This is a genomic window from Pectobacterium aquaticum (assembly GCF_003382565.3).
GTDB classification, from domain to species: Bacteria; Pseudomonadota; Gammaproteobacteria; order Enterobacterales; family Enterobacteriaceae; genus Pectobacterium; species Pectobacterium aquaticum.
Map to the genome: position 1 here is coordinate 212,145 of NZ_CP086253.1, position 15,927 is coordinate 228,071.

11 protein-coding genes are annotated in these 15,927 nt (G+C 50.3%); 10 read left to right on the plus strand and 1 reads right to left on the minus strand.

Translation table 11 applies throughout. The features are described 5' to 3' along the window. The first annotated feature begins 44 nt into the window (after positions 1-44). The 9 genes from secE (at position 45) to shiA (ending at position 13,879) form a co-directional block, all read left to right on the plus strand. Entirely contained in the window at positions 45-428 is a 384-nt protein-coding gene (gene secE / locus DMB82_RS00960; protein ID WP_102116827.1) for a preprotein translocase subunit SecE, read from the plus strand. A gap of 3 nt (positions 429-431) precedes the next feature. After that, on the plus strand, positions 432-977 hold the full coding sequence (gene nusG / locus DMB82_RS00965) for a transcription termination/antitermination protein NusG (protein WP_005970339.1): 546 nt from the start codon (positions 432-434) through the stop codon (positions 975-977). Between the two features lie 162 nt (positions 978-1,139). After that, positions 1,140-1,568 carry a 50S ribosomal protein L11 gene (rplK, locus tag DMB82_RS00970; protein WP_005970337.1) on the plus strand — a complete coding sequence of 143 codons (429 nt, stop codon included), beginning with the start codon at positions 1,140-1,142 and terminating at the stop codon, positions 1,566-1,568. Between the two features lie 3 nt (positions 1,569-1,571). After that, the gene (gene rplA, locus DMB82_RS00975) at positions 1,572-2,276 is read left to right on the plus strand and encodes a 50S ribosomal protein L1 (protein ID WP_010285494.1); all 705 of its coding nucleotides are present in this window, start codon (positions 1,572-1,574) and stop codon (positions 2,274-2,276) included. 317 nt (positions 2,277-2,593) lie between these two features. Next, positions 2,594-3,091: a 50S ribosomal protein L10 gene (gene rplJ / locus DMB82_RS00980; protein WP_010285495.1), complete on the plus strand. Its 498-nt coding sequence runs from the start codon at positions 2,594-2,596 to the stop codon at positions 3,089-3,091. A gap of 66 nt (positions 3,092-3,157) precedes the next feature. Further along, a complete protein-coding gene (gene rplL / locus DMB82_RS00985) occupies positions 3,158-3,523 on the plus strand; it encodes a 50S ribosomal protein L7/L12 (protein WP_005970331.1) in 366 nt (121 codons plus the stop codon). A 327-nt stretch (positions 3,524-3,850) separates the two neighbouring features. Then, complete coding sequence (gene rpoB, locus DMB82_RS00990; RefSeq protein WP_102116825.1) at positions 3,851-7,879, plus strand: DNA-directed RNA polymerase subunit beta; 4,029 nt, start codon at positions 3,851-3,853, stop codon at positions 7,877-7,879. Positions 7,880-8,003: 124 nt separating this feature from the next. Continuing rightward, on the plus strand, positions 8,004-12,227 hold the full coding sequence (gene rpoC / locus DMB82_RS00995) for a DNA-directed RNA polymerase subunit beta' (protein ID WP_116164313.1): 4,224 nt from the start codon (positions 8,004-8,006) through the stop codon (positions 12,225-12,227). A gap of 254 nt (positions 12,228-12,481) precedes the next feature. Continuing rightward, a complete protein-coding gene (gene shiA, locus DMB82_RS01000; RefSeq protein WP_102116823.1) occupies positions 12,482-13,879 on the plus strand; it encodes a shikimate transporter in 1,398 nt (465 codons plus the stop codon). Positions 13,880-13,976: 97 nt separating this feature from the next. Here the strand turns inward: shiA and DMB82_RS01005 are convergent, their stop codons facing one another. Next, positions 13,977-14,168, minus strand: coding sequence for a DUF1127 domain-containing protein (locus DMB82_RS01005; protein WP_010285501.1), 192 nt, complete (start codon positions 14,166-14,168; stop codon positions 13,977-13,979). 173 nt (positions 14,169-14,341) lie between these two features. Here DMB82_RS01005 and DMB82_RS01010 point away from each other — a divergent pair, with 173 nt between their 5' ends. Next, positions 14,342-15,778 carry an aminotransferase-like domain-containing protein gene (locus DMB82_RS01010; protein WP_116164311.1) on the plus strand — a complete coding sequence of 479 codons (1,437 nt, stop codon included), beginning with the start codon at positions 14,342-14,344 and terminating at the stop codon, positions 15,776-15,778. Positions 15,779-15,927 lie beyond the last annotated feature (149 nt).

Here is a 15,927-nt window from a genome sequence, read left to right on the forward strand (position 1 = left end):
ACGGGGCAAAGTTATTTGTCTGAATCATTGTGACAGGTTGGTTTATGAGTGCGAATACCGAAGCTCAGGATAGTGGGCGTGGCCTGGAAGTGATTAAGTGGCTGGTAGTAGGTGCCTTGCTGGTCGTTGCGATTGTTGGCAATTATTATTACCGCGAACTTAGTCTTCCTCTGCGTGCATTGGCTGTTGTTATCCTGATCGCCGCAGCTGGTGGTGTGGCTCTGCTGACCACAAAAGGCAAAGCAACCGTAACGTTTGCTCGCGAAGCGCGTACTGAAGTACGTAAAGTAATTTGGCCGACTCGTCAGGAAACGTTACACACCACGTTAATCGTTGCCGCAGTTACTGCCGTGATGTCACTGATTTTGTGGGGGCTGGATGGTATTCTGGTTCGTCTGGTATCGTTTATCACTGGCCTGAGGTTCTAAAAGATGTCTGAAGCTCCAAAAAAACGTTGGTACGTCGTTCAGGCGTTTTCTGGTTTTGAAGGTCGCGTAGCACAGTCTCTGCGTGAACACATCAAACTCCATAATATGGAAGAGCTTTTTGGCGAAGTCATGGTTCCTACTGAAGAAGTCGTTGAGATCCGTGGTGGTCAACGTCGCAAGAGCGAACGCAAGTTTTTCCCCGGTTATGTTTTAGTACAGATGGTTATGGAAGATGCGAGTTGGCATCTTGTGCGCAGTGTACCCCGTGTTATGGGGTTCATTGGCGGCACATCTGACCGTCCTGCTCCAATCAGTGATAAAGAAGTGGATGCGATTATGAATCGTCTCCAGCAGGTTGGTGACAAGCCTCGTCCGAAAACGTTGTTTGAACCGGGTGAAATGGTTCGCGTTAACGATGGTCCATTTGCCGACTTTAACGGCGTTGTTGAAGAAGTTGATTACGAGAAGAGCCGCCTGAAGGTGTCTGTTTCTATATTTGGTCGTGCGACACCTGTTGAACTGGACTTTGCTCAGGTCGAAAAAGGCTAATTGCCTGACAAGACTTGCTGAAAATAGCGACTTGCCTATGGCGCGAAATTAACCTATAATTTCGCGCCTTTTGTTTTTCAGTGGCCTTAACGGCGTCTGAAACGTAATACAAACCACGGGGAGCCTTTTATTAGGCGCTATTACCCAATCGAGGAAAGTTAAATGGCCAAGAAAGTACAAGCCTACGTCAAGCTGCAAGTTGCAGCTGGTATGGCTAACCCGAGCCCACCGGTAGGTCCTGCTCTGGGTCAGCAAGGTGTTAACATCATGGAATTCTGTAAGGCGTTCAATGCTAAAACTGAAAGCCTTGAGAAGGGTCTGCCGACTCCGGTTGTTATTACCGTTTATTCTGACCGTTCTTTCACCTTCGTTACCAAAACGCCTCCAGCAGCTGTTCTGCTGAAGAAAGCGGCTGGTATCAAGTCTGGTTCAGGCAAGCCGAACAAAGACAAAGTAGGTAAAGTAACGAGCGCTCAGGTTCGTGAAATCGCAGAAACTAAAGCTGCGGACATGACTGGTTCTGATGTAGACGCCATGGCGCGCTCTATCGCAGGTACCGCTCGTTCCATGGGCCTGGTAGTGGAGGATTAATAAATGGCTAAGCTGACCAAGCGCATGCGTGTGATCCGTGACAAAGTTGATGTAACTAAACAGTATGACATCAACGAAGCTGTTGCTCTGCTCAAAGAGCTGGCCACTGCTAAGTTCGTAGAAAGTGTAGACGTAGCTGTTAACCTCGGCATCGATGCACGTAAATCTGACCAAAACGTTCGCGGTGCAACTGTTCTGCCTCACGGCACCGGTCGTTCTGTTCGCGTAGCTGTCTTCACCCAAGGTGCAAACGCTGAAGCTGCTAAAGCAGCTGGCGCTGAATTCGTGGGCATGGAAGATCTGGCTGATCAGATCAAGAAAGGCGAAATGGGCTTTGACGTTGTTATTGCATCTCCAGATGCAATGCGCGTTGTTGGTCAATTGGGCCAGGTTCTGGGTCCACGTGGCCTGATGCCAAACCCGAAAGTGGGTACTGTAACTCCTAACGTTGCTGAAGCTGTTAACAATGCTAAAGCTGGTCAGGTTCGTTACCGTAACGACAAGAACGGCATCATCCATACCACTATCGGTAAGGTTGATTTCGATTCTAACAAATTGAAAGAAAACCTAGAGTCTTTGTTGATTGCGCTGAAAAAAGCAAAACCATCTCAGGCGAAAGGCGTGTACATCAAGAAAGTTAGCTTGTCTACCACTATGGGCGCTGGCGTTGCCATCGACCAGAGCGGTCTGAACGCTGCTGCTAACTAATAGCTTTTGTTCCGCTTTACTCGGGTGTGAGATTTACCTATAATTTTACGCCCGTTGTTCCTCAAGTGGAATGACGCAAGAATTTTTCGGTTGGAGCCTGGCCTATCCAGGCCTCCGTCCAAGACCGCAGGTGTTTCGTAAGAAACTTAATTCTCCTGCGTAGACGGTGACAGAGCCTAAATAACGTTTTTCTTTTTTATAAAGAATAATTTTTTACTGGATTCTGCTCACCGTGTTTCAACGCTTATCTCTAATTTTGGCGATAAGTGAAGTGAGTTCCGGAGAGTTTCTCCGGCTAAATCCAGGAGCAAAAGCTAATGGCATTAAATCTTCAAGACAAACAAGCGATTGTTGCTGAAGTCAGCGAAGTAGCCAAAGGTGCGCTGTCTGCGGTTGTTGCGGATTCCCGTGGCGTTACCGTTGATAAAATGACCGAACTGCGTAAAGCAGCGCGTGAAGCTGGCGTTTACATGCGTGTTGTTCGTAACACCTTGCTACGTCGCGTTGTTGAAGGTACTCAATTTGAGTGCCTGAAAGACACGTTTGTCGGTCCGACCCTGATTGCATATTCTCTGGAACACCCGGGCGCTGCTGCTCGTTTGTTCAAAGAGTTCGCGAAAGCGAATGCAAAATTCGAGGTCAAAGCTGCAGCCTTTGAAGGTGAGCTGATCCCGGCGGCTCAAATTGACCGTCTGGCAACGCTGCCGACTTACGAAGAAGCACTGGCACGTCTGATGTCGACCATGAAAGAAGCCGCTGCAGGCAAACTGGTCCGCACTCTGGCTGCTGTTCGCGATGCAAAAGAAGCTGCGTAATAGCACTTTCTTTTCTAACGTACTTGCTAACGTATAAACTATTTCTGATTCTTAGGAACAATTGTTATGTCTATCACTAAAGATCAAATTCTGGAAGCAGTAGCAGCTATGTCTGTAATGGATGTTGTTGAGCTGGTTTCTGCTATGGAAGAAAAATTCGGTGTTTCTGCTGCTGCTGCTGTAGCTGTTGCTGCTGGCCCAGCTGAAGTTGCTGAAGAAAAAACTGAGTTCGACGTTGTGCTGAAAGCTATCGGCGCTAACAAAGTTGCTGTAATCAAAGCTGTGCGCGGCGCAACTGGTCTGGGCCTGAAAGAAGCCAAAGATCTGGTTGAGTCTGCACCAGCCGTGATGAAAGAAGGCGTGAGCAAAGATGACGCTGAAGCACTGAAGAAATCATTGGAAGAAGCTGGCGCAGAAGTTGAAGTTAAATAAGCCAACCTTTCAGGTTGCAGCCTGATTTATTAGGCTGATGGCTGGTGACTTTTTAGTCACCAGCCTTTTTGCGCTGTAGGGCATTAATGGGATTTCACACTGTTTAGCCATTGATTTCCCCCAATATTTTTTTCTATTGACGACTTAATATACTGCTTTCCTGCATGGGCTCCATGCCTAAGCAAGAGCAACGAAATGGTTTAAGAGTAATAGAAAGACGTATTACGGAAAGTTCTCTATTTTCCGACCAACATAAATAGTGTTGCATGAACTGTCCTTGTTAGGGCAGACAGAGTGGTTCGACTTGTCAGCTAGCTGAGGAACCCTATGGTTTACTCCTATACCGAGAAAAAACGCATCCGTAAGGATTTTGGTAAACGTCCACAGGTTTTGGACATACCTTATCTCCTTTCTATCCAACTTGACTCGTTCCAGAAGTTTATCGAGCAAGACCCAGAAGGTCAGTACGGTTTGGAAGCTGCATTCCGTTCTGTTTTCCCTATAAAAAGCTATAGCGGCAATTCAGAGCTGCAATACGTTAGCTATCGCTTGGGCGAGCCTGTATTTGACGTCAAAGAATGTCAGATCCGTGGTGTGACGTTCTCTGCGCCGCTACGCGTAAAACTGCGCTTGGTGATCTACGAGCGCGAAGCGCCTGAAGGCACCGTTAAAGACATCAAAGAACAAGAAGTTTACATGGGCGAAATTCCGCTCATGACTGATAACGGTACCTTCGTGATCAACGGTACTGAGCGCGTAATCGTGTCTCAGTTGCACCGTAGCCCAGGTGTGTTCTTCGATAGCGACAAAGGTAAAACCCACTCTTCAGGTAAGGTGCTGTATAACGCACGTATTATTCCTTACCGTGGTTCCTGGCTGGATTTCGAGTTTGATCCGAAGGATAACCTGTTTGTCCGTATCGACCGCCGTCGCAAATTGCCTGCGACCATTATCTTGCGCGCGCTGGGTTATTCCACCGAACAGATTCTCGATCTTTTCTTCGATAAAATTGTCTATGAAATCAATGGCAATAAATTGCAGATGGATCTGATTCCTGAGCGCCTGCGTGGTGAAACCGCATCGTTTGATATTGAAGCGAACGGTAAAGTTTATATCGAGAAAGGTCGCCGCATCACTGCGCGCCATATCCGTCAGTTAGAGAAAGACGGTATTGAGCGCATTGAAGTGCCTGTTGAGTATATCGCTGGCAAAATACTGTCCAAAGATTATGTCGACGAGAGCACCGGTGAACTGATCGGCGCAGCCAACATGGAACTGTCGCTGGATCTGCTGGCTAAACTGAGCCAGTCTGGCCACAAACGTATTGAGACACTGTTCACCAACGATCTTGATCATGGTGCATACATGTCTGAAACCGTGCGCGTCGATCCGTCAAACGATCGTTTAAGTGCGTTGGTTGAAATCTATCGCATGATGCGTCCTGGTGAGCCACCAACGCGCGAAGCCGCGGAAACGCTGTTCGAGAACCTGTTCTTCTCTGAAGACCGCTACGATCTGTCTGCGGTTGGTCGTATGAAGTTCAACCGTTCTCTGCTGCGTGACGAGATCGAAGGTTCCGGTATCCTGAGCAAAGATGACATCATCGAAGTGATGAAGAAGCTCATTGATATCCGTAACGGTAAAGGCGAAGTGGATGATATCGACCACCTCGGCAACCGTCGTATCCGTTCCGTTGGCGAAATGGCAGAAAACCAATTCCGCGTTGGTCTGGTGCGTGTAGAACGTGCTGTAAAAGAGCGTCTGTCTCTGGGCGACCTCGATACGCTGATGCCACAGGACATGATCAACGCCAAGCCGATTTCGGCTGCCGTGAAAGAGTTCTTCGGTTCAAGTCAACTGTCACAGTTTATGGACCAGAACAACCCGCTGTCTGAGATTACGCACAAACGTCGTATCTCCGCATTGGGTCCAGGCGGTCTGACGCGTGAACGTGCTGGCTTTGAAGTTCGTGACGTACACCCGACTCACTACGGTCGCGTTTGTCCTATCGAAACGCCGGAAGGTCCAAACATCGGTCTGATCAACTCCCTCTCCGTTTATGCGCAAACGAACGAATACGGTTTCCTTGAAACCCCGTATCGTCGTGTGCGTGAAAATGTGGTGACGGATGAGATCCATTACCTGTCTGCGATTGAAGAAGGTAACTTCGTTATCGCACAGGCGAACACCAATTTGGACGAAGAAGGCCGCTTCATCGACGAACTGGTTACCTGCCGTAACAAAGGCGAGTCCAGCTTGTTCAGCCGCGATCAGGTTGAATACATGGACGTTTCCACACAGCAGGTGGTTTCCGTCGGTGCATCCCTGATTCCGTTCCTGGAACACGATGACGCCAACCGTGCCCTGATGGGTGCGAACATGCAACGTCAGGCCGTTCCGACCCTGCGTGCTGATAAGCCGCTGGTTGGTACCGGTATGGAACGCGCCGTTGCGGTTGACTCCGGTGTAACTGCCGTAGCCAAACGTGGTGGTACAGTACAGTACGTGGATGCATCGCGTATTGTAATCCGCGTTAATGACGATGAAATGTATCCGGGCGAAGCTGGGATCGACATCTATAACCTGACCAAATATACCCGTTCTAACCAGAACACCTGCATCAGTCAGATGCCGTGTGTGTCTTTGGGTGAGCCGGTAGAACGTGGTGACGTTCTGGCAGATGGCCCGTCCACCGATCTGGGTGAACTGGCGTTGGGTCAGAACATGCGCGTGGCATTCATGCCATGGAATGGTTACAACTTCGAAGACTCCATCCTCGTTTCCGAGCGTGTGGTTCAGGAAGATCGCTTTACGACCATCCACATTCAGGAACTGGCCTGTGTGTCTCGTGACACTAAGTTAGGGCCTGAAGAAATTACTGCGGACATCCCGAACGTGGGTGAAGCAGCACTTTCTAAACTGGATGAATCCGGCATCGTTTACATCGGTGCGGAAGTGACCGGCGGTGACATTCTGGTTGGTAAGGTAACGCCGAAAGGTGAAACCCAACTGACGCCAGAAGAGAAACTGCTGCGTGCGATCTTCGGTGAGAAAGCGTCTGACGTTAAAGACTCTTCTCTGCGTGTACCAAACGGTGTTTCCGGTACGATTATCGACGTACAGGTCTTTACCCGCGATGGCGTGGAAAAAGACAAACGTGCGCTGGAAATCGAAGAAATGCAGCTGAAGCAGGCGAAGAAAGACCTGACTGAAGAATTGCAGATTCTGGAAGCGGGCCTGTTTGCACGTATCCATGCAGTCCTGGTTTCTGGCGGCGTAGAAGCTGACAAACTGGACAAACTGCCGCGCGAGCGCTGGTTGGAACTGGGTCTGACTGATGAAGATAAACAGAATCAGTTGGAACAGCTGGCAGAACAGTATGATGAGCTGAAGCACGAGTTTGAGAAAAAACTCGAAGCTAAGCGCCGTAAAATCACCCAAGGCGATGATCTGGCACCAGGCGTGCTGAAAATCGTTAAGGTTTATCTGGCCGTTAAACGTCAGATCCAACCGGGTGACAAGATGGCAGGTCGTCACGGGAACAAAGGTGTTATCTCCAAGATCAACCCGATCGAAGATATGCCTTACGATGAGAACGGTACGCCGGTCGATATCGTACTGAACCCGCTGGGCGTACCTTCACGTATGAACATCGGTCAGATTCTGGAAACCCACTTGGGTATGGCTGCGAAAGGTATCGGCGAGAAAATCAACGCCATGCTCAAACAGCACGAAGAAGTGACCAAACTGCGTGAGTTCATCCAGAAAGCCTATGACCTGGGCGACGATGTGCGTCAGAAAGTTGACCTGAGCACTTTCTCAGACGAAGAAGTTATGCGTCTGGCTGAAAACCTGAAGAAAGGTATGCCAATTGCAACGCCAGTATTTGACGGTGCAAAAGAGAAAGAAATCAAGGAACTGTTGCAGATGGGCGGTATCCCTACCTCCGGTCAGATTACCCTGTACGATGGACGTACCGGTGAGCAATTTGAGCGTCAGGTTACCGTGGGCTACATGTACATGCTGAAACTGAACCACTTGGTTGACGATAAGATGCATGCTCGTTCCACCGGTTCTTACAGCCTGGTTACTCAGCAGCCGCTGGGTGGTAAGGCGCAGTTCGGTGGTCAACGCTTCGGTGAGATGGAAGTGTGGGCGCTGGAAGCTTATGGTGCAGCTTATACCCTGCAAGAAATGTTGACCGTTAAGTCTGATGACGTGAATGGCCGTACCAAGATGTATAAAAACATCGTGGATGGCAATCATCAGATGGAACCAGGCATGCCGGAATCCTTCAACGTATTGTTGAAAGAAATTCGCTCGCTGGGTATCAACATCGAGCTGGAAGAAAAGTAATTCCAGCCTGTTGTATTGCTGGCATTCGTCATAGGGACACCTGAACGTTGTTTTTAACGACAATATTGTTGTTAACGGCATAGATCAGGTGTCTATCAGGTCTAACTCCGACAGGAGCCAATCCGTGAAAGACTTATTAAAGTTTCTGAAAGCGCAAACTAAGACCGAAGAGTTTGATGCGATCAAAATTGCTCTGGCCTCGCCAGACATGATCCGTTCGTGGTCTTTTGGTGAAGTTAAAAAGCCAGAAACCATCAACTACCGTACGTTCAAGCCTGAGCGTGACGGCCTTTTCTGTGCCCGTATCTTTGGGCCAGTAAAAGATTATGAGTGCTTATGCGGTAAGTATAAGCGCCTGAAACACCGCGGTGTTATTTGTGAGAAATGCGGCGTTGAAGTGACCCAAACTAAAGTACGTCGTGAGCGTATGGGTCACATCGAGCTGGCTTCTCCGACTGCGCACATCTGGTTCCTGAAGTCACTGCCTTCCCGTATCGGTTTGCTGTTAGATATGCCGCTGCGTGATATTGAGCGCGTGCTTTATTTTGAATCTTATGTCGTGGTTGAAGGCGGTATGACCAACCTTGAGCGCCGTCAGATCCTGACTGAAGAGCAGTATCTGGATGCGCTGGAAGAGTTTGGTGATGAATTCGACGCCAAAATGGGTGCCGAAGCGATCCAGGCTCTGCTGAAGAACATGGATCTGGAGCAGGAATGCGAGCAACTGCGTGAAGAGCTGACCGAAACCAACTCTGAAACCAAACGTAAGAAGCTGACTAAGCGTATTAAGCTGCTGGAAGCATTCGTACAGTCTGGTAACAAGCCAGAGTGGATGATCCTGACCGTTCTGCCAGTACTGCCACCAGATTTGCGTCCTTTGGTTCCGCTGGATGGTGGTCGTTTCGCGACTTCCGACCTGAACGATCTGTATCGTCGCGTGATCAACCGTAACAACCGTTTGAAACGTCTGCTGGATCTGGCTGCGCCGGATATCATCGTACGCAACGAAAAACGTATGTTGCAGGAAGCGGTTGATGCCCTGCTGGATAACGGCCGTCGTGGTCGTGCGATCACCGGTTCTAACAAACGTCCTCTGAAATCTTTGGCCGATATGATCAAAGGTAAACAGGGGCGTTTCCGTCAGAACCTGCTCGGTAAGCGTGTTGACTACTCCGGTCGTTCTGTAATCACCGTTGGTCCATACCTGCGTCTGCATCAGTGTGGTCTGCCGAAGAAAATGGCACTGGAGCTGTTTAAACCGTTCATCTACGGCAAGCTGGAACTGCGTGGTCTTGCTACCACCATTAAAGCCGCCAAGAAAATGGTTGAGCGCGAAGAAGCTGTCGTATGGGATATCCTGGACGAAGTCATCCGCGAACACCCAGTACTGCTGAACCGTGCACCAACACTGCACCGTTTGGGTATCCAGGCATTTGAACCGGTTCTGATCGAAGGTAAAGCGATCCAACTGCACCCGCTGGTTTGTGCGGCATATAACGCCGACTTCGATGGTGACCAGATGGCTGTACACGTACCGTTGACGCTGGAAGCCCAGTTGGAAGCGCGTGCGTTGATGATGTCGACCAACAACATCCTGTCCCCTGCGAATGGTGAGCCAATCATCGTTCCTTCTCAGGACGTGGTATTGGGTCTGTATTACATGACGCGTGACTGTGTTAACGCCAAAGGCGAAGGCATGGTGCTCACGGGTCCGAAAGAAGCTGAACGCGTTTATCGCGCTGGTCTGGCCTCTCTGCATGCGCGCGTTAAAGTGCGTATCACGGAAGAGATCAAGAGCATCGAAGGTGAGGTTACGCATCAGACGTCGATTATCGATACGACTATCGGTCGCGCCATCCTGTGGATGATCGTACCGAAAGGTCTGCCGTACTCGATCGTTAACCAGCCTCTGGGCAAGAAAGCGATCTCCAAAATGCTGAACACCTGTTACCGCATTTTGGGTCTGAAGCCGACAGTTATCTTCGCTGACCAGACTATGTACACCGGTTTTGCTTACGCGGCGCGCTCTGGTGCTTCCGTAGGTATCGATGACATGGTTATCCCGGAGAAAAAAGCCGAGATTATCGAAGAAGCCGAAACCGAAGTTGCCGAGATTCAGGAGCAGTTCCAGTCTGGTCTGGTTACCGCGGGCGAACGCTATAACAAAGTGATCGATATCTGGGCAGCGGCGAACGAACGTGTTGCGAAAGCGATGATGGAAAACCTGTCCGTTGAGGATGTGGTTAACCGTGATGGCGTGGTTGAGCAGCAGGTTTCTTTCAACAGCATCTTTATGATGGCTGACTCCGGTGCGCGTGGTTCTGCAGCACAGATTCGTCAGTTGGCGGGTATGCGTGGTCTGATGGCGAAACCAGATGGTTCGATCATCGAGACGCCAATTACCGCAAACTTCCGTGAAGGTCTGAACGTACTCCAGTACTTCATCTCGACGCACGGTGCGCGTAAAGGTCTGGCGGATACCGCACTGAAAACGGCGAACTCCGGTTATCTGACTCGTCGTCTGGTTGACGTTGCACAGGATCTGGTTGTGACCGAGGACGATTGTGGTACCCACGAAGGTATCATGATGACGCCGGTTATCGAGGGTGGCGATGTTAAAGAGCCACTGCGTGAGCGCGTACTGGGCCGTGTAACGGCTGAAGACGTGATCAAACCGGGCACCGCGGACATTCTGGTTCCACGTAACACGCTGCTGAATGAGCAGTGGTGTGACATGTTGGAAGAGAACTCCGTTGACGCCGTTAAAGTACGTTCAGTGGTAAGTTGCGAAACCGACTTTGGCGTGTGCGCCAATTGCTACGGTCGCGATCTGGCTCGTGGTCATATCATCAACAAAGGTGAGGCTATCGGGGTTATCGCGGCACAGTCCATCGGTGAGCCAGGTACACAGTTAACCATGCGTACGTTCCATATCGGTGGTGCGGCATCGCGTGCGGCAGCTGAGTCCAGCATTCAGGTGAAAAACAAAGGTAGCCTGAAACTGAACAACGCGAAGTTCGTTATGAACAGCAACGGTAAACTGGTTATTACTTCACGTAATACCGAACTGAAACTGATCGACGAATTCGGACGTACCAAAGAAAGCTATAAAGTGCCTTACGGTGCAGTGATGGCGAAGGGTGACGGCTCAGAAGTTAGCGGTGGCGAAACCGTCGCAAACTGGGACCCGCATACCATGCCAGTGGTGACCGAGGTAAGCGGTTTCATCCGCTTTGCTGATATGATTGACGGTCAGACCATTACTCGCCAGACCGACGAACTGACTGGTTTGTCCTCTATCGTGGTTCTGGATAGCGCAGAGCGTACCGGTAGTGGTAAAGACCTACGTCCAGCACTGAAAATCGTTGATGGCAAAGGCGAAGATGTACTGATTCCAGGTACTGATATGCCTGCTCAATACTTCCTGCCGGGTAAAACAATTGTTCAGCTGGAAGATGGGGTTCAGATTGGTGCCGGTGATACATTGGCGCGTCTCCCTCAGGAATCCAGTGGTACCAAGGACATTACCGGTGGTCTGCCACGCGTAGCCGACCTGTTTGAAGCCCGTCGTCCGAAAGAGCCGGCTATTCTGGCAGAGATCAGCGGTATCATTTCCTTCGGTAAAGAAACCAAAGGTAAGCGCCGTCTGGTAATTTCTCCGTTGGATGGCAGCGATGCTTACGAAGAGATGATTCCGAAATGGCGTCAGCTTAACGTGTTCGAAGGTGAAGTTGTGGAGCGTGGTGACGTTGTTTCCGACGGCCCAGAGTCTCCGCACGATATTCTGCGTCTGCGTGGTGTACATGCAGTAACGCGTTATATCACCAACGAAGTTCAGGAAGTTTACCGTCTGCAAGGCGTTAAGATTAACGATAAACACATCGAAGTTATCGTTCGTCAGATGTTGCGTAAAGGCACCATCGTTAGCGCTGGTGGCACGGAGTTCCTGGAAGGCGAACAGGCAGAATTCTCTCGCATCAAGATTGCTAACCGCAAGTTGGAAGCGGATGGCAAGATTACGGCAACGTTCAGCCGCGATCTGCTGGGTATCACCAAAGCATCTCTGGCGACCGAGTCCTTCATTTCTGCGGCATCGTTCCAGGAAACCACTCGCGTACTGACCGAAGCTGCTGTTGCTGGTAAGCGTGATGAACTGCGTGGCCTGAAAGAGAACGTTATCGTAGGTCGTCTGATCCCAGCGGGTACGGGTTATGCGTATCATCAGGATCGTATGCGCCGCCGTCAGGCGGGTGAAGCGCCTATCGTACCTCAGGTGAGTGCCGATGAAGCTTCTGCTAACCTAGCCGAACTGCTGAACGCAGGCTTTGGTAGCAGCGACGACGAGTAAGTCTCTTTACGCTGCACTATCATGCGGTAAATAACAAAAACCCCAGCTATCATGGCTGGGGTTTTTTTATTGCGCACATCCCTGTGCGCTACCTAAAGGCCGTCGCAAGCGACGTTAAAAATTGATGGAAGGCGTCCTTGCCTTCCACCCTGGCGGGCCAACGCTGTGCGTTGTTATAAAACGCTCCCAGCGTTTTATTTCTTCCTGAAATTTTTTGTTGTACAGTAGTGTAAAGTAAATAGAACGGAACCGACATGGACACCTCAACTACGCCAACACTCTCACAGCCTGGCGGCTCATTACCTCAGCAAGATGACTCACTTTCTTCTGATAAAACCTTACAAACACAGACAGTAAGCCATTTTCAACATCGAGCAAAACGCGCAGCATGGGGAAGTTTTGTGGGGGCCGTTGTCGATTGGTACGATTTTCTACTGTACGGAATTGTTGCCGCTCTTGTATTTAATACCGAATTTTTCCCACAGGTCAGCCCGACAATGGGGACGCTGGCGGCATTTGGTACGTTCGGCGTTGGTTTCCTGTTTCGACCGCTAGGCGGCATGGTGTTTGGCCACTTCGGCGATAAGCTGGGTCGTAAACGAATGCTGATGATCACGGTCTGGATGATGGGTATTTCTACTGCGCTGATTGGCCTGTTACCCTCGTTTGATTCGATTGGCTGGTGGGCACCGGTGCTGCTGGTTACGCTGCGGGCAATTCAGGGCTTTGCGGTGGGTGGTGAATGGGGCGGTGCGGCGCTGTTGGCGGTAGAGAATGCACCGAAGAAGAAGAAAGCGTTTTACAGCAGTGGCGTACAGGTTGGCTTTGGGGTCGGTCTGCTACTTGCTACAGGGTCGGTATCGGTGGTGAGCAATTTGACGACCAACGAAGAATTTACCACCTGGGGTTGGCGTCTGCCGTTCTTATTCAGCCTGATTCTGGTGGCTATCGCCTGGTGGGTGCGTAACGGGATGGATGAGTCTCAGGAATTTGAGGCGAATAAAACGCTGGGAGAAAGAGCCAATAAATTGCGTTCGTTCCCTATCATGGAAGCACTGCGCCAGCACCCGAAGGCATTTCTGCTGATTATTGCGCTACGGCTTGGCGAACTGCTGACGATGTATATCGTCACCGCGTTTGCCCTCAATTATTCCACGACTCATCTTGGGCTATCGCGGGATATCTTCCTGAACATCGGGCTGCTGGTGGGGGCGATCAGCTGCGTATCTATTCCTTTCTTTGCCTATCTGGCAGATAGCTTTGGCCGCCGTCGGATCTACGTTACTGGTGCACTGATTGGGGCGGCGAGTGCGGTGCCATTCTTTATGGCGCTGGAAAGCCATAACACACTGCTGATTCTGTTCTTTGCCATCATGTTGGCGAATATTGCTCACGATATGATTGTTAGCGTACAGCAGCCCATGTTTACTGAGCTATTTGGTACGGCGTACCGCTATAGCGGGGCGGGTGTGGGTTATCAGGTCGCCAGCGTGGTTGGCGGCGGGTTTACACCTTTTATCGCTGTTCTACTGGTGCAGTTTATGGATGGCTCATGGCACGCGGTGGCGGCTTACCTTGCTATTGGTTGTTTGCTGTCGGCGATTGTCGGGATGCAGATGAAAGCAAAACCGACGGATGCTTCACCTCACTAAGATCCCCGTCTCTCTAATCCAAAATGCCGATACAGATGCAGAGTCTGTATCGGCATATTTTTTACTGCTTTTTAGTCTACTGTTTTTTGCCGTGGCGCTATCTGAACCGATCAAGATCGCTTCGCTTTAGCCCAATATCCTTAAGCCCGTCATCGCTCATATTTCGTAGTATCTTCAGCGTTTGTGCCCTTGCCCGCCAGGCTTTCCACAAGCGGTAAGGCAAAATCAGCATTAGCCAAAATGGTGACTCGCGGAACGGTTTTTGTGATCGATTCTCATGAAATTCCATATTTTCCCCCTCGCCAGTGAATGATCGCTATGATGAGGTGAAAGGTATTTTCAATACAGACTCAAAAAATCAATTTTTTTAGCATACAGATTGTGTGATATTGCATCTGAATGGTGATTTTTATTTGAATCTGTACTGGTTACTGCTGTGAATCTTGATAGGGAATGATACTGATGACGCGTTATCAACACTTGGCTGGGCTGTTAGAACAGCGGATCGAACAAGGGTTGTACCAAAGCGGAGAGCGGCTGCCTTCTGTACGGGCACTGAGTACAGAGCATGGTGTGAGCATCAGTACCGTACAGCAAGCCTATCATCTGCTGGAAACCCGGCAGTTGATTATGCCGCAGCCGCGTTCGGGATATTTTGTCACACCGCGTAAGGCAACGCCGCCCGTACCCGCGCTGACGCGTCCTGCTCAACGCCCGGTTGAGATCACGCAGTGGGAATCGGTGCTGGAGTTGGTGAACGTGCGTCTGGAAACCAACGTGCTGAAATTTGGTAGCGGAATGCCGGATGTAAGCCAGCCGACCATCAAACCACTGTGGAAAGAGATGAGTCGCCTCTGCCAATATCAGGATCCTCGGGTTTTACAATATGACAGCGTGTATGGCGTGCCTGCGTTGCGCGAACAGATTGCTCGTCTTACCGTCGACTGCGGCTGCCAACTGACTCAAGATGATATTGTGATCACGACCGGATGTCAGGAAGCCTTATTTGTTGCCGTCCGCGCCGTTTGTCAGCCTGGTGATATCGTAGCCGTTGAGTCACCGGCTTTTCCGGGCACGATGCAGATCCTCCGTGGACTTGATGTCAAAGCGATAGAGATCCCAACTGACTCAGTCACGGGGATCAGTCTCGAAGCATTGAGGCTGGCGCTGGATCAGTGGCCGATCAAAGCCGTACTTCTGGTGCCGAGCTGTAACAATCCGCTTGGCTTCATCATGCCAGACGCCCGTAAAAAATCGCTGGTGACGCTGGCGCAGCATTTTGATATCGCGATTATTGAAGATGATGCCTATGGCGAGTTGGCCTATGAATATCCGCGTCCCCGTGCGATCAAATCATTTGATGAAGACGGACGTGTACTGTTGTGCAGTTCGTTTTCAAAGAATCTGGCTCCCGGTTTGCGCGTTGGCTGGATTGCTCCGGGGCGCTATCTGGAGCGGGTGATTCATACAAAATACATCAGTACAGGATCGACGGTGGTGCAGCCCCAGCTAGCCGTGGCGGAATTTATTCGTAACGGACACTATCAACCTCACCTACGCCGCATGCGTGCTCAGTACAAAGCGAATCTGGATACGTTTACTTGCTGGGTGCGTGAGTATTTTCCGTCAAACATCTGTGTGAGCCGTCCCCAGGGGGGCTTTCTGATGTGGATTGAACTGCCCGAATATTTTGATTCGCTCAAGCTCAGTCGTGAGGTCAGAAAAGCAGGCATACAGATAGCCGCTGGCTCGCTCTTCTCCGCCTCAGGCAAATATCGCAATTGTATTCGACTCAATTATGCCAATCGCTTTACGGAAGAAATGAGAGAAGGGCTGCGCATTGTGGGCAATGAAGTCGCGAAGATGATGCACACTTTTCCTGACCAGAACGCACCCTGATAATTTTAAGGAAGGGCCGATACGGGTAAGGATAAGCCCCGTATCGGCGGGTTGATGTGCAGAGCCGATAAGTAGCAAACAGCTCCGGCCAGCACGCTCTGTAATCATGCTCAGGCTTGCCAACGACGCTACTGTATTACTCAGCGAAT

What these genes read in the sequence shown, in the direction of transcription:
- secE (WP_102116827.1), top strand. Translation starts at nt 45, where the DNA reads ATGAGTGCGAATACCGAAGCTCAGGATAGTGGGCGTGGCCTGGAAGTG.
- nusG (WP_005970339.1), top strand. Translation starts at nt 432, where the DNA reads ATGTCTGAAGCTCCAAAAAAACGTTGGTACGTCGTTCAGGCGTTTTCT.
- rplK (WP_005970337.1), top strand. Translation starts at nt 1,140, where the DNA reads ATGGCCAAGAAAGTACAAGCCTACGTCAAGCTGCAAGTTGCAGCTGGT.
- rplA (WP_010285494.1), top strand. Translation starts at nt 1,572, where the DNA reads ATGGCTAAGCTGACCAAGCGCATGCGTGTGATCCGTGACAAAGTTGAT.
- rplJ (WP_010285495.1), top strand. Translation starts at nt 2,594, where the DNA reads ATGGCATTAAATCTTCAAGACAAACAAGCGATTGTTGCTGAAGTCAGC.
- rplL (WP_005970331.1), top strand. Translation starts at nt 3,158, where the DNA reads ATGTCTATCACTAAAGATCAAATTCTGGAAGCAGTAGCAGCTATGTCT.
- rpoB (WP_102116825.1), top strand. Translation starts at nt 3,851, where the DNA reads ATGGTTTACTCCTATACCGAGAAAAAACGCATCCGTAAGGATTTTGGT.
- shiA (WP_102116823.1), top strand. Translation starts at nt 12,482, where the DNA reads ATGGACACCTCAACTACGCCAACACTCTCACAGCCTGGCGGCTCATTA.
- DMB82_RS01005 (WP_010285501.1), bottom strand. Translation starts at nt 14,168, where the DNA reads ATGGAATTTCATGAGAATCGATCACAAAAACCGTTCCGCGAGTCACCA.
- DMB82_RS01010 (WP_116164311.1), top strand. Translation starts at nt 14,342, where the DNA reads ATGACGCGTTATCAACACTTGGCTGGGCTGTTAGAACAGCGGATCGAA.